Here is a 20715-nt window from a genome sequence, read left to right as displayed (position 1 = left end):
TTCTAACGTGTTGAAACGTCGGTAATCTCGACATCGATTTTATATTCCGGGTACTTATCAACATCAATTGCTAAGTACTTACCTTCGGCAGAAGTTTGTGGACGAAGGTAAGTGTCTGCCATACGTTTGATAGATTGCCATGTATTAATGCTTTCTTGATGAAGTAGCTCACCCGTTGGTGAATAGACCGTAACTTTTAAGGTCACTAACACTACCGCTTGCGTACTCTGGTTAGTAATAGATATCGGTAGAATCAACTGCTCATTTTCGTAGAGTCCAGCCCCAATCAAAACATCCACACCTGATTTAGAAACCTGTAAGCTTGGTTTTGTATCACCAATCGTGATTGTAGTCCCGCGCATACTTTTGGCTATAGGAATACTTTTTAGTGTAGGCTCTCCGTCAGATGAGGTCTTACTATGATATTGCCATGTGAAATCGTCTTTCAGTAAAATTTCTTTACCATCAGGTAGAGTCACCAACTGGTCGGCGAATGCAGAACTGCTAAGCAATGCGCCAGCGAGAAGTACGTATGATTTCATCTGTGTTTCCTTGATTTTGTGCTTGGTTAGCGTCGCCAAAAGGCTGGGAAAAATAGAACAATGAGCGTCAGTATCTCGAGTCGCCCCATCAGCATTCCTAAACTTAATAGCCATTTAGCAGCATCTGGCAGTGGAGCAAAGTTCCCGGTTGGACCGATCACGCTGCCCATGCCCGGGCCAACGTTAGCAACGGCTGTGATTGCGCCAGATATACTGGTCACGGGATCAAGTCCCATCGCGCTCAAGCCACCTGCAATTAAGATAATCGTAATAAAGAACATCAAACCAAATGCAACAAGTGAACGCACAATGTCGTCATTCACTGGTCGTTGGTTATAGCGTTGAACAAATACACCTGACGGGTGAATCAGTTTCATCATTTGTTTATGAAGCATGGTCATCGCGATCTGGAAGCGGAATATTTTAATACCACCAGAGGTTGAACCCGAGCACGCGCCCGCCATCATTAGAAACGCAAATAAGGTCGTTGGCAGTGCGCCCCACGCGGTGAAGTCTTCTAAGCCAAAACCGGTTGTGGTGACGACTGACACTATGTTGAACATCGAAACACGCATCGCATCCATGACTGTGTAGCCATCTCTAACCACCAACCATGTCGATATTACGGCACTGGTGACCAAAAATAGATACGTGAAACCTCTCACTTGCGCATCTTTATATAGGATTGAGAGTTTTCTACCACGCAGTGCGCTAACAAACAGTAAGAACGGCAGACCACCAAGGAACATGAACAGGGTTCCTACCCAGTGAGCACTGTTAGAGAAGTGGTTCATCGAGCCATCAGATGTTGAGTAACCACCTGTCGACAGCGTAGTGAAGGCGTGATTGATAGCATCAAAGATACCCATGCCTGCAAACAGATAACTAATGATGCACAAGCCGGTAAGAACTAGATAAACCGCCACGATGTTCTTGGCGACTGTTTTTGCTCGTGGGCTGCTTTTATCTGACCAATCGGATGATTCGGTTTGGAATAGGCGCATACCACCGACGTTGAGCATTGGCAGAACAGCTACCGCCATCACGATAAAGCCGATGCCACCTAGCCACTGTAATATGGAACGCCACAACAGAATGCTTGGAGCCATGCTGTCTAAGCCGCTTAAGACGGTTGAACCTGTCGTAGTGATACCAGACATGGTTTCAAAATAGGCATCAGTGAAGCTGATGTGGTTGATAAAGACAAAGGGCAGGGCAGCGAAGGCACTGGCAATAGTCCATACCAGAGAGGTGATTAGGAACATGTCCCGCACCCCTAACCGGAATTTTGCGGAGCGGCCTAAGCTTAAGCAGATAAACGCCACAATGTGCGTGATAACTACCGATTGACCAAACTCGAGAAAGCCACCTGTGCCGGTAAAGAAGGCCACCAGTGTTGGGATGTACATGAACAGGGCCAGTTTAGATAACACTAACCCTATCACTAATAATATCGGACGAAAATTGACCATAGCTTAATGCCTGAGCGCGTTGTTACGTGAAGACTTATGAAACAAGGCTACAAGAAGAACGGACTCGGTTGGAAAAGAGACTCAACATCAGGCACGTACTTCTTGTCTACTAGGAACATTACTACGTGGTCATCTTGTTCGATCACGGTTCTATCGTGCGCGATCAGCACCTCTTCTCCGCGAACAATGGCACCAATGGTGGTACCCGGTGGTAGTTTGATATCGCCAATTGCTCGGCCAACGACTTTAGATGTGGTTTCGTCACCGTGGGCGATGGCTTCGATAGCCTCAGCAGCACCGCGACGTAAAGAAGATACGTTAACAATATCAGCACGACGAACGTGAGTAAGTAGCGCAGAAATGGTCGCTTGTTGTGGGGAGATTGCAATGTCAATCACACCGCCTTGCACAAGGTCGACGTAAGCACCGCGTTGGATCAGTACCATTACTTTCTTGGCACCCATACGCTTAGCCAGCATTGCCGACATGATGTTGGTTTCATCTTCATTGGTTAGGGCAATGAATACATCAACCTGATCGATGTTCTCTTCGGTGAGTAGCTCTTGGTCTGCTGCATCACCACAGAATACGATGGTGTTTTCTAATTCTTCAGACAGCTTCTCTGCACGTGTGTAGCTGCGCTCGATAAGCTTGATGCTGTAGCTCTGCTCAAGGCGTTTCGCTAAGCTTGCACCGATGTTACCACCACCGACAATCATGATGCGGCGGTACGGTTTCTCTAAGCGTTGTAGTTCACTCATTACTGAGCGGATATGGTTACTTGCCGCCACAAAGAACACTTCATCATCGGCTTCAATGATGGTGGTGCCTTGTGGGCGAATAGGGCGGCCTTGTCGGAAGATAGCCGCAACACGCGTATCGATATGAGGCATGTGCTCACGCAAAGCAGACAATGCATTACCCACCAGTGGACCACCATAGTAGGCTTTTACCGCTACTAGGCTCACCTTCTGTTCAGCAAAGCTCACCACTTGTAGTGCTCCTGGGTATTGAATTAGGCGCTCGATATAGCTGGTCACTAGCTCTTCCGGAGCGATCAGGTGGTCTACAGGGATAGCCCCTGATTTGAATAGCGCTTCTTTCTCTTCTAGGTATTGAGGAGAACGAATACGAGCAATTCGGTTTGGCGTGTTGAAAAGAGAGAAAGCAACCTGACACGCAGCCATATTGGTTTCATCCATATTGGTTACGGCAACCAACATGTCGGCATCTTGCGCACCTGCTTCACGTAGTGTGTTTGGATGACTGGCATAACCGTTTACAACCCTAAGGTCGTACTTATCCTGAAGTTCACGCAGTCGGTCAGCATTACGGTCGACAATGGTGATGTCGTTGTTTTCACCAACCAGGTTTTCAGCAAGGGTACCGCCAACTTGTCCAGCACCTAGGATAATGATCTTCATAGCCTTTCTCTTTTCTTTACCGTGGTAATTCTAGTTATCTAACTTTGTTTTGATAATGCACTAGAAAGAAACAGCGGCTAAGAAATAAATTCTTAGCCGCTGTTAGTTGTTATGCCTGTTTTACTAGAACTGCGTAGTAGAAGCCATCCATATCTTCTTCTCCAGGCAGTATTTGACGACCCGGATTTTCGATATCAGACCCAACAAGCGTTGCGTTCTCAGTACGCTCAAGGAATGCTTTCACTTGCAGTACGTTTTCTTGCGGCGTGATTGAGCATGTCGCATAAACCATGGTGCCGCCTTCTTTCAACTGACGCCACATTGCATCCATAATCTCGCTTTGCAGTTCAGCCAGCGCATCAATGTCAGATGCGCGACGTAGCCACTTGATGTCAGGGTGACGGCGAATTACGCCTGTCGCTGAACAAGGTGCATCAAGTAGGATACGGTCGAACTTATCACCCATCCACCACTCTTCAGGGTAGCGAGCATCACCACAAATTACGTCGGCACGCAGTTGTAGACGTTCAAGGTTATCGTAAACACGGTCTAGGCGTTTAATGTCGCAGTCAATCGCAACCACTTCAGTGTCATTGGTATGCTCAAGAATGTGTGCCGTTTTACCACCTGGCGCAGCACAGCAATCTAGGATTAGCTCACCATCTTTTGGTGTTAGGTAATCAACTGAAAGCTGAGCGGCAGCGTCTTGTACTGATACCCAACCTCTGTCGAAGCCAGGAAGTAAAGTAACATCACAAGGTGCAGCTAATTTTATGGCATCTGCTGCTTCAGGGTGCAATGTGTATTCAATGTTTTCGTTTTTAAGCAGTTCAACATACTCGTCACGAGTGTGGTGTTGGCGGTTAACGCGTAGCCACATTGGTGCCTTGCTGTTGTTTGCTTCAACCAGTTGCTCCCATTGATCTGGGTAGCTCTCTTGAAGCATTTTTAGGATCCAGCTTGGGTGGCCATATTTGCCCGCGTTGTGGCTAACTGCTTTCTCATCTAGCTCTTCTTGGTCACGTAGGTAGCTACGTAATACCGCGTTGATCAAACCACTTAGGCTTGGGCCACGCAGTGTTTTGGTGCCCTCAACTGTTTCTGCAACGGCAGCATGCGAAGGGATACGCATGAAGCTCAGTTGGTAAATGCCCACCAAAATAAGGTGGTGGAATACACGCTTTTTACCTTTAAGCGGGTTTTCCATCAGTTCGTTAGCGATTGACTCTAAACGAGGCAGGTAACGAAGTGCGCCGTAGCAAATCTCTTGCAGTAGAGCATGGTCTCGCGGACGGATCGTTTTTTGAGCCGCAGGGAGAGCGTGTGAAAGAGAGTGGCCTTTATCGACAACTTGGAATAGGACATTTGCAGCAGCAGCGCGAACATTCATGAGGGGTACCGAATATTTATTTGAATACATGAGGGCATCTCTGCCCTCGTAAAGGTTTTCTAAGCTGAGTAATTAACAGCTTTAAAAGCGGATTAAGAAAGTTGAGTGCCAACTTCAAACCAGCTTGCACGTGAGTTCAAGATATCCTGAACGGACATGGCTTTTTTACCAGGAACTTGCAGTTGTTCAAGAACAAGTACGCCTTGTCCAGTCGCTACATAGATACCCGTTTTATCCGCTTGCAGAATGGTACCTGCAGGCTTATCAGAAGTTTGTTCTGCCACACGGCTTTGCCATACTTTAATGCTGTTCTCAGCAGCTTCAAAGTGGCTCATTGGCCATGGGTTGAAGGCACGAACGCAGCGCTCAATATGAGCCGCGTCATCACTCCAGCTGATACGCGCTTCTTCTTTACTTAGCTTCTTCGCGTAATTAGCAAGTTCGTCGTCTTGCTTTTCAGGCACCGCTTTACCAGAAGCTATGTCAGACAAGCACTCAACAAGCGCATCAGGGCCAAGGCCAGCTAGTTTTTCGTACATTGAAGCACTGGTATCTGTCGCTTCAATTGGTAGCGTTGCGATACTTAGCATGTCACCCGTATCTAGGCCGATATCCATCTGCATGATCGTTACGCCTGTCTCTTTATCACCCGCCCAAATAGAGCGTTGGATAGGGGCAGCACCACGCCAGCGCGGTAGGATAGAACCATGTACATTGATACAACCTAAGCGAGGCGTATCTAAAACCATTTGTGGAAGCAACAAGCCATAAGCAACAACTACCATGATGTCAGCATTCAAATCCGCTAATTCTTGCTTAGCTTCATCTGACTTGAAATTTTCTGGTTGGTAAACCGGAATATTGTTTTCAAGTGCGATGTTTTTTACTGGGCTCGCAGTCAGTTTTTTACCGCGGCCTGCTGGACGATCTGGCTGTGTGTAAACAGCAATAACTTCATGCTCCGAAGACAACAACGCCGCCAAATGACGGGCGGCGAAATCCGGAGTACCTGCGAAGACAATTCTCAAAGATTGACTCAAGGTAGACTTCCTTCTTAATTTAGTAATAGCAGCGGTTATTAACCTTGTTTCTCGTTGAAACGTTTAATCTTCGCTAGCTTATCTTGAATACGTTTGCGTTTTAGTGGCGATAGGTAATCAACAAACAACTTGCCTTCTAGATGGTCAAGTTCGTGCTGAACACAGATAGCCAGAAGGTCGTCAGCGTCGAATGTGAATTCGTTGCCTTCACGGTCTAATGCTTTAACCGTTACTTCTGCAGCGCGAGGTACTAGAGCTCGAGCGCCTGGTACAGATAGACAGCCTTCTTCGATACCATCTTCGCCACGTTTGTCAGTAATTTCAGGGTTGATCAGAACCATAGGCTCGTCACGTGTTTCTGAAATATCGATAACAACGATGCGCTGGTGGAAATCTACTTGCGTTGCCGCAAGGCCGATACCTTCTTCGTCGTACATGGTTTCAATCATGTCATCAACGAACTTTTGAATCTCTGGGGTAACTTCTTTTACCGGTTTCGCCACGGTACGTAGACGATCATCTGGTAATGTTAATACTTGTAATACAGACATATACACTCGAAATATTGAACTGTGCCGAAACAGCTTAAACCTTGTTGGCTCAATTCTAGACATTTTAGAGGTCAAATGACAGCATCCTGAAGGTAATTCTCTAATCAGATGTCATATATTCAGACCAAGGAACCTAGGTCATGCGTCATTTTTTCCCCGCTTTATCTCTTATTTGTGCCTCGATTTCGTTTGCCGCTACGACTGAAAATAGTGCTCAACCTTTAACCATTAAACAGGGTGCACCCGAGGCGTATGTGGTGGTTAAGGGCGATACCTTGTGGGATATCTCCGCGATGTATCTCGATAGCCCGTGGTTGTGGCCAAGGTTGTGGCAGGTAAACCCTGAGATAGAAAACCCTCATCTTATTTACCCCGGAGATAAATTGTCTCTGGTTTGGATTAATGGCGAGCCTGTATTGAGCCTTAAACCCGTCATCAAGCTAAGCCCTAAGATTCGTGTATCAGAAAAGAAAGCAGTACCTACCGTGAATGAAGGGCTAGTTCTGCCGTATTTACAATCTGATCGCTTGGTAGAGCAGCAAGATATCGAGTCGGCGCAACGGGTATTAGGAACCAGTGATGGCAAACGCTTCTTATCGGGTGAAGACCGACTATTTATCTCGGGCAACCAACAACATCAAAAATGGGGTATTTACCGTTCTGTCGAAACCTACCAACGACAGCAACCTCAAGCGAGTATTACCTCTTTGCGTTTGGTCGCTACGGCACACCTCAAAGAGGTGGATGATGAGTTCAGTAGCTTGAAGATAGAGACTCAGCTGCAAGAGGTGTTACTTAACGATCTAGTGTTGCCGGAGCTTGGCGTTGATCAGGTGAATCTCTCAACCACATTTTATCCAGCGCCTAGTGCTGTGGGGCAGTTTGCTAATATCTTAGGTTCATTAGATGGGAGCCAATACAGCGCAAAAAATCAGGTTGTGGTTATTAACAAAGGCTCACAGGACAATCTTCGCCAAGGCTCTATGTTTACCCTCAGCGAAAGCGGCGCGGTGGTGTTTGGTAAGCAGGGTGAATATAGCTATAAAGAGTCAGCGGCGAGCGATAAGGTGCAATTGCCAAGTACCTCACTCGGTAGTTTGATGGTCATTCGCCCTTATGAGTATTTTAGCCTCGCGTTGATCACTCAGAGCTCTAAGCCGGTTAGCAATGACATTCTGGCGGTATCGCCTTTGGACCTTGCTTTGACGAAAGAGGTTAAGGGCACCGAGTGAATGAGCAGCAACTGAGTGCTTGGCTAACTCTAAGTTTTGTTCCTCAATTGGGTAGCAAGCGCCTTTCTCGTTTGCTGAGTATTGATTCTCCTTCTAATATTGTTGGCTACTCAAGTCAGCAGCTACAAGCACTTGGTTTGTCTGCCAAGCAAATTTCCTATCTAAGAGAGCAAGCCCCGAGAGAAGTGGAGGCTTGCTTAGCGTGGCAAGCAAGGCAGCCCAACCATCACATCATTACCCCTAACTGCCCACACTATCCCAAACTGCTGAACGAGACAGCCTCTGCGCCAAGTGCTCTTTTCGTTAAAGGTCACGTTGAAAAATTGATTGAGCCTCAAATCGCAATGGTTGGCAGTCGTAATGCCAGTCTCGAAGGACTACAGACAGCGAAGTCCTTCGCTAAAGAGTTTGTACAAAATGGCTTGATTGTCACGAGTGGCTTAGCGTTGGGCATTGATGGCTATGCTCATGATGGTGCTTTGGATAAAGGAGGGGAGACCTTCGCAGTGTTGGGCTCTGGCTTGGACTCCATTTACCCTGCGCGGCATAGAAACTTAGCCGATAGAATTTGTGAGAATGGTGCGCTGATTTCAGAGTTTCGGCCAAGTGCTAAACCACGACCTGAACATTTCCCTCGCCGTAACCGTATTATTAGTGGCTTGTCGCTAGGAACCTTAGTGGTTGAGGCGGCTGAGAAGAGTGGCTCTTTGATTACGGCTCGCTATGCCATGGAGCAAGGCCGAGAGGTGTTTGCACTTCCTGGCTCAATTCATAGTCCAACCAGCCGCGGAGGTAACAGCTTAATTAAATCTGGTGCATGTTTGGTGCAAAATGCTCAAGATGTTCTGATTGAAATAAAGAGTCTGTTAGACTGGTCTATAGATCAGCAGCCCAGTTTGTTCGAGCCTACGCCGAATGAGGGTGAAAATGAGCAATTGCCATTTCCACAGCTGTTAGCTAACGTAGGATTAGAGGCGACACCCGTTGATATTTTGGCACAGAGAACCCATATACCTGTGCATGAGGTCATGATGCAGCTTTTAGAGCTTGAGCTCTCAGGGCATGTTGTTGCAGTTTCCGGTGGCTATATTCGAAAGGGGAGAGGCTAAGCTATGATGATGGACATACTGATGTACTTGTTTGAAACCTACATCCATAGCGATTCTGAATTGCAGGTGGATCAAGATGAGCTGGAAGATGAGCTTCTTCGAGCAGGGTTTCACCAAGATGATATTTATAAGGCCCTCCATTGGTTAGAAGATCTTGCGGCATTGCAAGATACCGAGAACCAAGCGGCGATTAGTGTGTGTTCCAATACCTCAATGCGTATTTATACCAGTCGAGAGATTTCACGTATTAATATGGAGTGTCGAGGTTTCTTACTGTTCCTAGAGCAGATCAACGTACTCACGACAGAGATTCGTGAAATGGTGATTGATCGTGTGATGGGGCTTGAGACCAACGAATTTGAATTAGATGATCTGAAATGGATTATCTTAATGGTGCTATTTAATGTGCCGGGTAATGAAAGTGCTTACACGCAAATGGAAGAGCTGTTGTACACCAAAGAGCAAGGTATCTTGCATTAACACAGGCTTGTCATGAGTAGTAAGATTGATAATCAGCTTTTTTCAGCACATGAACATGCATTAGAGCATGAACCATGTCCACAGTGTGGTGGAGAGCTTCAGCTTCGCCATGGTAAGCACGGTCCATTTTTAGGCTGTAAGCAGTACCCGAGCTGTGATTACATCAAGCCGTTGCATCAAAACGATGGACACGTGGTGAAAGAGCTGGGTGTGCCGTGTCCTAAATGCCAAAACGAGTTGGTATTAAGGCAGGGCCGCTTTGGGATGTTTATTGGTTGCAGTAGTTACCCAACGTGTAATCACATCGAATCTTTGGATCAACCGAAAGAACAACCTGAAGAGCAGCCACTTGTTGCGTGCCCTGAGTGTGGCAGAGGCCATTTGGTTGAGCGTAAATCTCGCTATGGCAAAACCTTCTATGCTTGTGATAACTACCCTAAGTGTAAGTTTGCCGTTAATCAGCCTCCTGTTATTGGTCGCTGTGAAGAGTGCCAGTTCCCGTTGTTACTGGAGAAGAAAACAGCCAATGGCACTAAGAAGCAATGTGCTGATCGTAAGTGTCATCACATTCAATCTCAGTAGTCATGTTAATCACAGTAAGTGAATGACCAGAAATAAAAAAACGGCGCTCAATGAGCGCCGTTTCTATATCCAATGAACTTTTTGTATCCATAAACCAATGTAGGCTTACTTCATCTGCTCAGCAAACTCATGCACAGCCGGGTAGGCTTGCTTATCGAGAATATCAGCCAATGAGCACAACGCTCTTTGCAGTTCTGCGTTGTAGTCAGCGCTCACGTTAATATGGCCCATCTTACGACCTGCACGCTTCTCTTTACCATACCAATGAACATGACAGCCACCTTGGGCCAGAATAGCCTCAGGTAGAGTATCTTCACCAAGAATGTTGATCATTGCGGTTGGACGAATCAGCTTAGTGCTGCCTAGTGGCATGCCACATACAGCACGCAGATGGTTCTCAAACTGACAAGTTTCAGCGCCTTGTTGCGTCCAGTGGCCAGAGTTATGAACACGTGGTGCTATCTCGTTAACCAGCAGTGAACCTTGAACATCAAAGAACTCAAGTGCTAGCACGCCAACGTAATCTAAGCGTTCTGCAATTGCTGTGAACATGGTTTTCGCTTGCTCTTGCAGTTCCATGTCATCAATCGCGGTCGATAAGCTCAACACGCCGTCGGTGTGAACATTCTCAGCCAGTGGGTACACTTGAATCTCGCCATTGGTACCGCGAGCACCAACCAGTGATACTTCACGGTCGAATGGAACGAACTCTTCAGCCACAATGGCTTGATTGTCTGTCGCTGCAATGCACTCGGCCATTTCTGCCCAAGTCGCGTCAACATTGTCTAGTGTCTTTAAGCGCCACTGGCCCTTACCATCGTAGCCGCCAAGTGTGCTCTTCAGTACCATTGGTAAGCCAACGTGAGCGATCGCAGCGTTAAAGTCTTCGCGAGAGTTAATCACATAGTACTTAGCGTTTTTCACGTTCGCTTCGTCTAACAGCGCTTTTTCAAGGCGACGGTCACCGCCTGCTTTGATTGCTTCTGTGGTCGGTAAGAACTTACCGCTGCGCTCACATACCTCAAGTACGTCGTGAGGGATGTGTTCGAACTCAGCCGTAATGACGTCCGCTCGCTCTATCGCATTCTCTAAGCCGTTGCCTAGAATCGCTTGCGTTAATGGATGAACAATATTTTTGCTGCCAACATCAAAAGCAGAAATTTCAATATTCAGCGGTGCCCCAGCTAGGGACATCATGCGAGCAAGTTGGCCCGCGCCTAACACAAGAACATGCATGGGGATTAGTCCTCTGCAGGGTTTGGATTAGCAAGTACCGTTTCTGTTTGCTCAGAGCGGAATGCTTCTACTTTTGCCATTACTTCTTCATTGTGTGTGCCAATGATTTGAGCGGCTAGGATGCCAGCGTTCGCTGCACCCGCTTCACCGATAGCCAGAGTACCTACCGCAATGCCTTTTGGCATTTGCACGATAGAAAGCAGAGAATCCATGCCTTTCAGCGCTTTAGACTGAACTGGAACGCCAAGAACTGGGACGCTTGTGAAAGCAGCCGCCATGCCTGGTAGGTGAGCAGCACCGCCAGCACCAGCAATAATGACTTTAATACCGCGCTCTTTCGCACTGGTTGCGTAGTCTGCAAGCAACTGAGGTGTGCGGTGAGCTGAAACCACTTTTGTTTCGTACGCCACGCCAAACTGATCCAACATGTCCGCAGCTAGCTTCATTGTTGGCCAATCAGATTTAGAACCCATGATAATACCGACAGTCATCTCAAACTCCTTCAGGTACGATTTAATTAGTGATTAGATATTTTGCGCGCATTATACGGGTAAAATCGCTTAAGGAAAACGTTTGCGTCAGTCTAAATTGCCAATTGATACATTTTATAAACAAATAGCTTTAGTAACAGTGAGTGATAATTTGTACACTTAGTGAGTTCGATAACTGACTTAATGAGGCAACCCGTGGATAACTTTCAACATACATTGCAGGCATTACAACAGGGCGAAGTCATTGCTTACCCGACCGAAGGCGTTTTTGGGGTTGGTTGTGATCCTGATAATCCACATGCCATCAAGAAATTACTCGAGTTAAAACAGCGTCCAGTTGAAAAGGGCTTGATCTTGATTGCGGCAAGTTACGAGCAGCTGCTTCCTTATATTGATGAAAGCCAACTGACCGATGAGCAATTGGCGACGGTTAAAGCTACATGGCCGGGGCCAGTCACTTGGATCATGCCAACCAGTGCTAAAGTGACTGACTGGGTGAGTGGTCAGTTTGATTCAATCGCTGTGCGAGTGACGGATCACCCTTTGGTGCAAAGAATGTGTAATGAATTCGGTAAGCCGTTAACCTCTACCAGTGCTAATCTGACGGGCGAACCACCTTGTATGACGACCGAAGAGGTACAACAGCAACTTGGCCAACACTTGGTTGCGATTCTTGAAGGGGAAACGGGTGGTCGTGACAAGCCAAGCGAAATTAGAGATGCAAAAACATCGAAAATATTAAGACAGGGTTAAACCCTGCAAAGGAAAGTAAAATGTCAGCAATTGATAAAGAAGCAGTAAAGCAGTTTTTACTGAGCCTACAAGATTCGATTTGCCAACAGCTTGAACAAGCTGATGGTAGTGCACTATTCAAAGAAGATGCATGGGAACGTGAACCTAGCGATCGCCTTGGTGGAGGTGGTCGCACTCGTGTGATGACTGACGGTGCAGTCTTTGAGCAGGGTGGTGTAAACTTCTCTCACGTTGCAGGTAAGGCAATGCCTGCCTCAGCGACTGCTCATCGCCCTGAATTAGCCGGGCGTAAGTTTGAGGCGATGGGTGTCTCATTAGTTATCCATCCTAAAAACCCTTATATCCCAACTTCACACGCTAATGTTCGATTCTTCATTGCGGAAAAAGAAGGTGAAGACCCAATTTGGTGGTTTGGTGGTGGTTTTGACTTAACGCCATTCTACCCTTTCGACGAAGACTGTCAGTCTTGGCATCAAACTGCTAAAGCTCTGTGTGCACCATTTGGTGATAACGTATATCAAGAACACAAAGAGTGGTGCGATAAGTACTTCTTCCTACCTCACCGCGATGAAACGCGTGGTGTTGGTGGCCTGTTCTTTGATGACTTAAATGAGTGGGGCTTTGAAAAGAGTTTTGCTTACATGCAGGCTGTTGGTGAAGGTTATGCCGCGGCATACCTACCTATTGTTGAGCGCCGTAAAGAGACACCTTATGGTGAGCGTGAGCGTGACTTCCAGCTATACCGCCGTGGTCGCTACGTTGAATTCAACCTAGTCTATGACCGTGGCACTTTGTTTGGTCTGCAAAGCGGTGGTCGTACAGAGTCTATATTGATGTCTATGCCGCCATTGGCACGTTGGGAATATCGTTACGAACCAGAAGTAGGGTCACCAGAAGCGCTGCTTTATAGTGACTACCTAAAACCGCGAGTTTGGTAGTTCTTCCTTCCTTATAGGGATAGTGATAGGGTCGTCTATATAGATGACCCTTTTATTATTTCTGTTAGGTAAGGATATGACACAGCAAGTAGATCGTTATGCCGTTTTCGGTAACCCTATTGGGCAAAGCAAATCGCCATTCATTCACACATTATTTGCTCGCCAAACCAATCAACAACTTACCTATACAGCACTGCAGCCAGAACACGGTCAATTCATTACCGAGGCTAACGCTTTTTTTAGCGAAGGCGGTAGAGGGTGTAATGTCACAGCACCATTTAAAGAAGACGCTTATCAGTTTGCTAATCGATTGACTGAAAGAGCTCAGCTAGCCGGTGCTGTTAATACATTAAAGAAGCTAGATGACGGAGAAATCATTGGTGATAACACTGATGGTGAGGGGCTTGTTCAAGATCTACTTCAACACCAAGTGGTATTAGAGGGAGCTCGAGTTCTCTTACTGGGTGCTGGTGGCGCAGCAAGAGGAGTGATTCAACCTCTCCTCGATCAAAAGCCGCAGCAATTAGTGGTGGCTAACCGCACCAGTTCAAAAGCTGAACTGTTATCTGAGATGTTTACCTCGCATGGAAACATTAAAGGGGTAGGGCTAAGTGATGTGCTTGAAGGCTTTGATGTCATTATTAACTCAACGTCATCAGGCCTAAGTGGTCAACTACCAGAAGTTTCTCCATCTATCTTCAATAGTAATAGTGTCGTCTACGACATGGTTTATGGTTCAGGCAATACAGTATTCAACCAATGGGCATTAGATAATGGTGTTCATGCTGCTTATGATGGTTTAGGTATGCTGGTGGGTCAGGCTGCAGAGAGCTTCATACTATGGCGTGGTCTTCGTCCGGGAACTAAGCAGATCTTAAGAGAACTACGTAAAAACCTAGAGATGTAACAAGGTATTTATAAAAATGAATCAATCAATTCTATTTCCTGATATCCAAGATTGGGATGAAGCAAGTCGAACAATCACTTTTCCTGCACAACAGTCGGGCGCATTGATTGAATGTGTCATGTCTATTGAAGAATTATCACGACTGGCCGGTAAAGATATAGAGGAAGGTGATCAAGCTTTAGTTATCTTTTCAGGGTTACGTTTCGATATTGAAGAGCTAGCGGAAGAGTTAATAGAAGAAGAGGAGTATGACTCCTCTAATCGGATTCAGATCAAAGCGCTTTAGGCTGGAAGGACAGAGTCTATATAGTCGTTTTTATTCTGAACATAGTTGTCAGCCGACTTCTGCAAGAAAGCACGTTCTTTATCATTTAATGGGCGTGCTTGCTTAACTGGGCTTCCTACATAGAGATAACCACTCTCAAGTACCTTGTTAGGTGGCACCAAACTTCCCGCACCAATCATTACGTCTTGTTCGACGACCACACCATCTAATAAGATAGCGCCCATGCCGACGAGTACACGATCTTTAATAGTGCAGCCATGCAGCATTACTTTATGGCCAATGGTCACATCATTACCTATTAGTAGAGGATAACCCTCAGGATTTTCTGCATTCTTATGGGTGACGTGCAAGACGCTTCCGTCTTGAATATTAGTTCTCTCTCCAATATGGATGTGGTTTACATCCCCTCGAGCTGCAACCAAAGGCCACACGCTGGAGTCGTTACCGATTTTGATATCACCAACCAGTACCGAACTTGTATCTATATAGACATCTTGTCCAATCTGGGGGGATATTCCTTTATAACTACGTATTGAACTCATAAATCCTCCTTTATATAGGCACCTTAAGCCCTTAATTAAGGGGAATACTAGTGAAAATGGGGTGTTTTGAACAAAAAACGCTCGAACAATCAAAAAAGTAAGAAAAACTTCAAAAAGGGCTTGCCAGTGTGATCGAAATCTCTATAATGCCACCTCGCTGACACGGGATGGCTTCGAAAGAAACCTAAACGAATCAGCAAGCCTAATTAGCCAAGCTAAGCGCTTGAAAAAAGTTTTGAAAATAGTGGTTGACACTAAAACTTAAATCGCTAAAATGGCCGTCCGATTTGAGCGAAGCTCAAAAAGGAAAAGCTCTTTAACAATTTAAACCTATCAATCTGTGTGGGCACTCGTTGATGAATATCAAAACGTTATTACTTAGGTAATAGCAGTTACTTCGGTAACAAAATTGATTTCAATGAACTGAGTGACCAATACGAATAATTACTTTCTTTATAGAGAGGGGTTATTTGGCACAGTCAATTCATTATCATTCTGTTGGAATGGTAATAACTTTAAAATTACACAGTAGTTTTGAAGTCAGTATTCGTTGAGTCACAAAATCTTAAATTGAAGAGTTTGATCATGGCTCAGATTGAACGCTGGCGGCAGGCCTAACACATGCAAGTCGAGCGGAAACGACACTAACAATCCTTCGGGTGCGTTAATGGGCGTCGAGCGGCGGACGGGTGAGTAATGCCTAGGAAATTGCCTTGATGTGGGGGATAACCATTGGAAACGATGGCTAATACCGCATAATGCCTACGGGCCAAAGAGGGGGACCTTCGGGCCTCTCGCGTCAAGATATGCCTAGGTGGGATTAGCTAGTTGGTGAGGTAATGGCTCACCAAGGCGACGATCCCTAGCTGGTCTGAGAGGATGATCAGCCACACTGGAACTGAGACACGGTCCAGACTCCTACGGGAGGCAGCAGTGGGGAATATTGCACAATGGGCGAAAGCCTGATGCAGCCATGCCGCGTGTATGAAGAAGGCCTTCGGGTTGTAAAGTACTTTCAGTTGTGAGGAAGGGGGTAGCGTTAATAGCGCTATCTCTTGACGTTAGCAACAGAAGAAGCACCGGCTAACTCCGTGCCAGCAGCCGCGGTAATACGGAGGGTGCGAGCGTTAATCGGAATTACTGGGCGTAAAGCGCATGCAGGTGGTTCATTAAGTCAGATGTGAAAGCCCGGGGCTCAACCTCGGAACTGCATTTGAAACTGGTGAACTAGAGTACTGTAGAGGGGGGTAGAATTTCAGGTGTAGCGGTGAAATGCGTAGAGATCTGAAGGAATACCAGTGGCGAAGGCGGCCCCCTGGACAGATACTGACACTCAGATGCGAAAGCGTGGGGAGCAAACAGGATTAGATACCCTGGTAGTCCACGCCGTAAACGATGTCTACTTGGAGGTTGTGGCCTTGAGCCGTGGCTTTCGGAGCTAACGCGTTAAGTAGACCGCCTGGGGAGTACGGTCGCAAGATTAAAACTCAAATGAATTGACGGGGGCCCGCACAAGCGGTGGAGCATGTGGTTTAATTCGATGCAACGCGAAGAACCTTACCTACTCTTGACATCCAGAGAAGCCAGCGGAGACGCAGGTGTGCCTTCGGGAGCTCTGAGACAGGTGCTGCATGGCTGTCGTCAGCTCGTGTTGTGAAATGTTGGGTTAAGTCCCGCAACGAGCGCAACCCTTATCCTTGTTTGCCAGCGAGTAATGTCGGGAACTCCAGGGAGACTGCCGGTGATAAACCGGAGGAAGGTGGGGACGACGTCAAGTCATCATGGCCCTTACGAGTAGGGCTACACACGTGCTACAATGGCGCATACAGAGGGCAGCAAGCTAGCGATAGTGAGCGAATCCCAAAAAGTGCGTCGTAGTCCGGATTGGAGTCTGCAACTCGACTCCATGAAGTCGGAATCGCTAGTAATCGTGAATCAGAATGTCACGGTGAATACGTTCCCGGGCCTTGTACACACCGCCCGTCACACCATGGGAGTGGGCTGCAAAAGAAGTGGGTAGTTTAACCTTTCGGGGAGGACGCTCACCACTTTGTGGTTCATGACTGGGGTGAAGTCGTAACAAGGTAGCCCTAGGGGAACCTGGGGCTGGATCACCTCCTTATACGAAGATATTTACGATGAGTGCCCACACAGATTGATTAGGTTTAGAAAGTAAAAGAGACGAAGAACTCCCAAGTTCTTCAATCCAGTGTCCCGTTCGTCTAGAGGCCTAGGACACCGCCCTTTCACGGCGGTAACAGGGGTTCGACTCCCCTACGGGATACCATTGGGTCGTTAGCTCAGTTGGTAGAGCAGTTGACTTTTAATCAATTGGTCGCAGGTTCGAATCCTGCACGACCCACCATTCTTTCTCCGCGAAGGAATTAAAACTATCGTGGGCGATTAGCTCAGTTGGGAGAGCACCTGCCTTACAAGCAGGGGGTCACTGGTTCGAGCCCGGTATCGCCCACCATTCTCTAAATATTCTTGGAAGTTAAAACTCCAAACCACTTCTTATGTCGCTGGTTGGATTTTTCGACTGTGAGAGTCTTTAGAAAATGTGAATTTTAGAACACTGGTTCTTAAAGTCTCATGCTCTTTAACAATTTGGAAAGCTGACTGATTGATTACTTACGAGTAATTCAATCAAATTTAAAAGTTCTCAATGTTTATCTTTATGATAAACACAACAAACACATTCAAGTGTCTTGTATTCGAATCAAACGTTAGTTTGATTCACAATTGAGTCCGGCAAACAGTTATCAAGAATTAACCCTTCTTGATGACAACCAAAAACCTTGGTTAGTTGCCATACATTAAGACCCTTTCGGGTTGTATGGTTAAGTGACTAAGCGTACACGGTGGATGCCTTGGCAGTCAGAGGCGATGAAAGGCGTAATAACTTGCGATAAGCCCAGATTAGGTAGTAATAACCTTTTGAGTCTGGGATTCCTGAATGGGGAAACCCACTTACATAAGTAAGTATCCTGTTGTGAATACATAGCAACAGGAGGCAAACCGGGGGAACTGAAACATCTAAGTACCCCGAGGAAGAGAAATCAACCGAGATTCCGAAAGTAGCGGCGAGCGAAATTGGATTAGCCCTTAAGCTTTTAATGATGCAGGTGAAGAGTCTGGAAAGTCTCGCAATAAAGGGTGATAGCCCCGTAACCGACACATCATAATCAGTGAAAACGAGTAGGGCGGGACACGTGATATCCTGTCTGAATATGGGGGGACCATCCTCCAAGGCTAAATACTACTGACTGACCGATAGTGAACCAGTACCGTGAGGGAAAGGCGAAAAGAACCCCTGTGAGGGGAGTGAAATAGAACCTGAAACCGTGTACGTACAAGCAGTAGGAGCACCTTCGTGGTGTGACTGCGTACCTTTTGTATAATGGGTCAGCGACTTAATTTTAGTAGCAAGGTTAACCGTTTAGGGGAGCCGTAGGGAAACCGAGTCTTAACTGGGCGTACAGTTGCTAGGATTAGACCCGAAACCAGGTGATCTAGCCATGGGCAGGTTGAAGGTTGAGTAACATCAACTGGAGGACCGAACCGACTAATGTTGAAAAATTAGCGGATGACTTGTGGCTAGGGGTGAAAGGCCAATCAAACCTGGAGATAGCTGGTTCTCCCCGAAAGCTATTTAGGTAGCGCCTCGGACGAATACTACTGGGGGTAGAGCACTGTTAAGGCTAGGGGGTCATCCCGACTTACCAACCCTTTGCAAACTCCGAATACCAGTAAGTACTATCCGGGAGACACACGGCGGGTGCTAACGTCCGTCGTGGAGAGGGAAACAACCCAGACCGCCAGCTAAGGTCCCAAAGTATAGCTAAGTGGGAAACGATGTGGGAAGGCTCAGACAGCCAGGATGTTGGCTTAGAAGCAGCCATCATTTAAAGAAAGCGTAATAGCTCACTGGTCGAGTCGGCCTGCGCGGAAGATGTAACGGGGCTAAGCTATACACCGAAGCTGCGGCTACGTACCTTAGGGTATGTGGGGTAGGGGAGCGTTCTGTAAGCCGTTGAAGGTGGTCTGTAAGGGCTGCTGGAGGTATCAGAAGTGCGAATGCTGACATGAGTAACGATAAAGGGAGTGAAAAACTCCCTCGCCGGAAGACCAAGGGTTCCTGTCCAACGTTAATCGGGGCAGGGTAAGTCGACTCCTAAGGCGAGGCCGAAAGGCGTAGTCGATGGGAAACGGGTTAATATTCCCGTACTTCTTACAATTGCGATGGGGGGACGGAGAAGGCTAGGTGGGCCTGGCGACGGTTGTCCAGGTTCAAGTACGTAGGCGGGTGGTTTAGGTAAATCCGGACCGCTACTAACGCTGAGATACGATGTCGAGCTACTACGGTAGTGAAGTCATTGATGCCATGCTTCCAGGAAAAGCCTCTAAGCTTCAGATTGTAAGGAATCGTACCCCAAACCGACACAGGTGGTCGGGTAGAGAATACCAAGGCGCTTGAGAGAACTCGGGTGAAGGAACTAGGCAAAATGGTACCGTAACTTCGGGAGAAGGTACGCTCTTATCAGTGAAGTCCCTTGCGGATGGAGCAGACGAGAGTCGCAGATACCAGGTGGCTGCAACTGTTTATTAAAAACACAGCACTGTGCAAAATCGTAAGATGACGTATACGGTGTGACGCCTGCCCGGTGCCGGAAGGTTAATTGATGGGGTTAGACTTCGGTCGAAGCTCTTGATCGAAGCCCCGGTAAACGGCGGCCGTAACTATAACGGTCCTAAGGTAGCGAAATTCCTTGTCGGGTAAGTTCCGACCTGCACGAATGGCGTAATGATGGCCACGCTGTCTCCACCCGAGACTCAGTGAAATTGAAATCGCTGTGAAGATGCAGTGTACCCGCGGCTAGACGGAAAGACCCCGTGAACCTTTACTACAGCTTGGCACTGAACATTGAACCTACATGTGTAGGATAGGTGGGAGACTTTGAAACCGCGTCGCTAGATGTGGTGGAGTCGTCCTTGAAATACCACCCTTGTAGTTTTGATGTTCTAACGTTGGTCCCTGAATCGGGATTACGGACAGTGCCTGGTGGGTAGTTTGACTGGGGCGGTCTCCTCCCAAAGAGTAACGGAGGAGCACGAAGGTGGGCTAAACACGGTTGGACATCGTGTGGTTAGTGCAATGGCATAAGCCCGCTTGACTGCGAGAATGACAATTCGAGCAGGTGCGAAAGCAGGTCATAGTGATCCGGTGGTTCTGAATGGAAGGGCCATCGCTCAACGGATAAAAGGTACTCCGGGGATAACAGGCTGATACCGCCCAAGAGTTCATATCGACGGCGGTGTTTGGCACCTCGATGTCGGCTCATCACATCCTGGGGCTGAAGTCGGTCCCAAGGGTATGGCTGTTCGCCATTTAAAGTGGTACGCGAGCTGGGTTTAGAACGTCGTGAGACAGTTCGGTCCCTATCTGCCGTGGGCGTTGGAAAATTGAAAGGGGCTGCTCCTAGTACGAGAGGACCGGAGTGGACGAACCTCTGGTGTTCGGGTTGTCATGCCAATGGCATTGCCCGGTAGCTAAGTTCGGAATCGATAACCGCTGAAAGCATCTAAGCGGGAAGCGAGCCTTGAGATGAGTTTTCCCTGACGCTTTAAGCGTCCTAAAGGGTTGTCGTAGACTACGACGTTGATAGGCAGGGTGTGTAAGTGCTGCGAGGCATTGAGCTAACCTGTACTAATTGCCCGTGAGGCTTAACCATACAACACC

General features: G+C 47.2%; 17 protein-coding genes, 3 tRNA genes and 2 rRNA genes. 13 read left to right on the top strand and 9 right to left on the bottom strand.

Annotated elements, in window-relative coordinates; genetic code table 11:
* Positions 1-2 precede the first annotated feature (2 nt).
* The 6 genes from OCV56_RS15940 to def form a co-directional block, all read right to left on the bottom strand.
* Entirely contained in the window at positions 3-542 is a 540-nt protein-coding gene (locus tag OCV56_RS15940; protein WP_086712412.1) for a DUF3157 family protein, read from the bottom strand.
* A 26-nt stretch (positions 543-568) separates the two neighbouring features.
* Positions 569-2014 (bottom strand): TrkH family potassium uptake protein, encoded by a 1446-nt coding sequence (locus tag OCV56_RS15935; protein WP_017077319.1) that lies wholly within the window; start codon positions 2012-2014, stop codon positions 569-571.
* 47 nt (positions 2015-2061) lie between these two features.
* Positions 2062-3438, bottom strand: a complete 1377-nt coding sequence (trkA, locus tag OCV56_RS15930; protein ID WP_004735766.1) for a Trk system potassium transporter TrkA — start codon at positions 3436-3438, stop codon at positions 2062-2064.
* Between the two features lie 109 nt (positions 3439-3547).
* On the bottom strand, positions 3548-4828 hold the full coding sequence (gene rsmB, locus OCV56_RS15925; protein ID WP_017631532.1) for a 16S rRNA (cytosine(967)-C(5))-methyltransferase RsmB: 1281 nt from the start codon (positions 4826-4828) through the stop codon (positions 3548-3550).
* Between the two features lie 92 nt (positions 4829-4920).
* Positions 4921-5868, bottom strand: a complete 948-nt coding sequence (gene fmt, locus OCV56_RS15920) for a methionyl-tRNA formyltransferase (RefSeq protein ID WP_086712413.1) — start codon at positions 5866-5868, stop codon at positions 4921-4923.
* Positions 5869-5906: 38 nt separating this feature from the next.
* The gene (def, locus tag OCV56_RS15915) at positions 5907-6419 is read right to left on the bottom strand and encodes a peptide deformylase (protein WP_004735769.1); all 513 of its coding nucleotides are present in this window, start codon (positions 6417-6419) and stop codon (positions 5907-5909) included.
* A gap of 140 nt (positions 6420-6559) precedes the next feature.
* On the opposite strand from def, the gene OCV56_RS15910 reads away from it, so the two are divergent.
* From OCV56_RS15910 to OCV56_RS15895, 4 genes are read left to right on the top strand one after another with little or no spacing between them, the layout of a single operon-like run.
* Entirely contained in the window at positions 6560-7651 is a 1092-nt protein-coding gene (locus OCV56_RS15910; RefSeq protein WP_086712414.1) for a LysM peptidoglycan-binding domain-containing protein, read from the top strand.
* Positions 7648-8760, top strand: a complete 1113-nt coding sequence (gene dprA / locus OCV56_RS15905; protein ID WP_086712415.1) for a DNA-processing protein DprA — start codon at positions 7648-7650, stop codon at positions 8758-8760. Before OCV56_RS15910 ends, dprA begins: the two co-directional genes overlap by 4 nt.
* A gap of 3 nt (positions 8761-8763) precedes the next feature.
* Complete coding sequence (locus OCV56_RS15900; RefSeq protein WP_009848094.1) at positions 8764-9240, top strand: DUF494 family protein; 477 nt, start codon at positions 8764-8766, stop codon at positions 9238-9240.
* Between the two features lie 12 nt (positions 9241-9252).
* Positions 9253-9822, top strand: a complete 570-nt coding sequence (locus OCV56_RS15895) for a DNA topoisomerase family protein (protein ID WP_086050337.1) — start codon at positions 9253-9255, stop codon at positions 9820-9822.
* Positions 9823-9927: 105 nt separating this feature from the next.
* On the opposite strand, the gene OCV56_RS15890 is transcribed toward OCV56_RS15895, so the two are convergent.
* Complete coding sequence (locus OCV56_RS15890; protein ID WP_086712416.1) at positions 9928-11058, bottom strand: 5-(carboxyamino)imidazole ribonucleotide synthase; 1131 nt, start codon at positions 11056-11058, stop codon at positions 9928-9930.
* A gap of 5 nt (positions 11059-11063) precedes the next feature.
* Positions 11064-11549: a 5-(carboxyamino)imidazole ribonucleotide mutase gene (purE, locus tag OCV56_RS15885; protein ID WP_004739348.1), complete on the bottom strand. Its 486-nt coding sequence runs from the start codon at positions 11547-11549 to the stop codon at positions 11064-11066.
* Between the two features lie 195 nt (positions 11550-11744).
* Here purE and OCV56_RS15880 point away from each other — a divergent pair, with 195 nt between their 5' ends.
* The 4 genes from OCV56_RS15880 (at position 11745) to OCV56_RS15865 (ending at position 14433) form a co-directional block, all read left to right on the top strand.
* A complete protein-coding gene (locus tag OCV56_RS15880) occupies positions 11745-12302 on the top strand; it encodes an L-threonylcarbamoyladenylate synthase (RefSeq protein WP_086712417.1) in 558 nt (185 codons plus the stop codon).
* A gap of 20 nt (positions 12303-12322) precedes the next feature.
* On the top strand, positions 12323-13240 hold the full coding sequence (hemF, locus tag OCV56_RS15875) for an oxygen-dependent coproporphyrinogen oxidase (protein WP_086712418.1): 918 nt from the start codon (positions 12323-12325) through the stop codon (positions 13238-13240).
* 76 nt (positions 13241-13316) lie between these two features.
* Positions 13317-14147 carry a shikimate dehydrogenase gene (aroE, locus tag OCV56_RS15870; protein ID WP_086712419.1) on the top strand — a complete coding sequence of 277 codons (831 nt, stop codon included), beginning with the start codon at positions 13317-13319 and terminating at the stop codon, positions 14145-14147.
* Between the two features lie 16 nt (positions 14148-14163).
* Positions 14164-14433: a DUF1488 family protein gene (locus OCV56_RS15865; protein ID WP_086712420.1), complete on the top strand. Its 270-nt coding sequence runs from the start codon at positions 14164-14166 to the stop codon at positions 14431-14433.
* Here the strand turns inward: OCV56_RS15865 and OCV56_RS15860 are convergent.
* Positions 14430-14975, bottom strand: a complete 546-nt coding sequence (locus tag OCV56_RS15860; RefSeq protein ID WP_086712421.1) for a gamma carbonic anhydrase family protein — start codon at positions 14973-14975, stop codon at positions 14430-14432. The two genes, OCV56_RS15865 and OCV56_RS15860, sit on opposite strands and share 4 nt — an antisense overlap.
* 567 nt (positions 14976-15542) lie before the next feature.
* Here OCV56_RS15860 and OCV56_RS15855 point away from each other — a divergent pair.
* From OCV56_RS15855 to OCV56_RS15835, 5 genes are all read left to right on the top strand, one after another.
* A 16S ribosomal RNA gene (locus OCV56_RS15855) occupies positions 15543-17097 on the top strand.
* 89 nt (positions 17098-17186) lie between these two features.
* Positions 17187-17262: transfer RNA gene (locus tag OCV56_RS15850), tRNA-Glu, on the top strand.
* A gap of 2 nt (positions 17263-17264) precedes the next feature.
* A tRNA-Lys gene (locus OCV56_RS15845) sits at positions 17265-17340 on the top strand.
* Between the two features lie 32 nt (positions 17341-17372).
* A tRNA-Val gene (locus OCV56_RS15840) sits at positions 17373-17448 on the top strand.
* Between the two features lie 365 nt (positions 17449-17813).
* Positions 17814-20707, top strand: a 23S ribosomal RNA gene (locus OCV56_RS15835).
* The 16S and 23S rRNA genes sit together here with 3 tRNA genes alongside, the layout of an rRNA operon.
* Positions 20708-20715: the final 8 nt, after the last annotated feature.

This window comes from Vibrio gigantis (assembly GCF_024347515.1).
Lineage (GTDB): Bacteria > Pseudomonadota > Gammaproteobacteria > Enterobacterales > Vibrionaceae > Vibrio > Vibrio gigantis.
Note: the sequence above shows the minus strand (reverse complement) of the source record. Positions and strands in the feature narration are given on the sequence as shown.

Excerpts from the sequence above, each read along its gene's own strand:
- OCV56_RS15940 (WP_086712412.1), bottom strand. The coding sequence starts at position 542 with ATGAAATCATACGTACTTCTCGCTGGCGCATTGCTTAGCAGTTCTGCA.
- OCV56_RS15935 (WP_017077319.1), bottom strand. The coding sequence starts at position 2,014 with ATGGTCAATTTTCGTCCGATATTATTAGTGATAGGGTTAGTGTTATCT.
- trkA (WP_004735766.1), bottom strand. The coding sequence starts at position 3,438 with ATGAAGATCATTATCCTAGGTGCTGGACAAGTTGGCGGTACCCTTGCT.
- rsmB (WP_017631532.1), bottom strand. The coding sequence starts at position 4,828 with ATGAATGTTCGCGCTGCTGCTGCAAATGTCCTATTCCAAGTTGTCGAT.
- def (WP_004735769.1), bottom strand. The coding sequence starts at position 6,419 with ATGTCTGTATTACAAGTATTAACATTACCAGATGATCGTCTACGTACC.
- OCV56_RS15910 (WP_086712414.1), top strand. The coding sequence starts at position 6,560 with ATGCGTCATTTTTTCCCCGCTTTATCTCTTATTTGTGCCTCGATTTCG.
- OCV56_RS15900 (WP_009848094.1), top strand. The coding sequence starts at position 8,764 with ATGATGATGGACATACTGATGTACTTGTTTGAAACCTACATCCATAGC.
- OCV56_RS15895 (WP_086050337.1), top strand. The coding sequence starts at position 9,253 with ATGAGTAGTAAGATTGATAATCAGCTTTTTTCAGCACATGAACATGCA.
- OCV56_RS15890 (WP_086712416.1), bottom strand. The coding sequence starts at position 11,058 with ATGCATGTTCTTGTGTTAGGCGCGGGCCAACTTGCTCGCATGATGTCC.
- purE (WP_004739348.1), bottom strand. The coding sequence starts at position 11,549 with ATGACTGTCGGTATTATCATGGGTTCTAAATCTGATTGGCCAACAATG.
- hemF (WP_086712418.1), top strand. The coding sequence starts at position 12,323 with ATGTCAGCAATTGATAAAGAAGCAGTAAAGCAGTTTTTACTGAGCCTA.
- aroE (WP_086712419.1), top strand. The coding sequence starts at position 13,317 with ATGACACAGCAAGTAGATCGTTATGCCGTTTTCGGTAACCCTATTGGG.
- OCV56_RS15865 (WP_086712420.1), top strand. The coding sequence starts at position 14,164 with ATGAATCAATCAATTCTATTTCCTGATATCCAAGATTGGGATGAAGCA.
- OCV56_RS15860 (WP_086712421.1), bottom strand. The coding sequence starts at position 14,975 with ATGAGTTCAATACGTAGTTATAAAGGAATATCCCCCCAGATTGGACAA.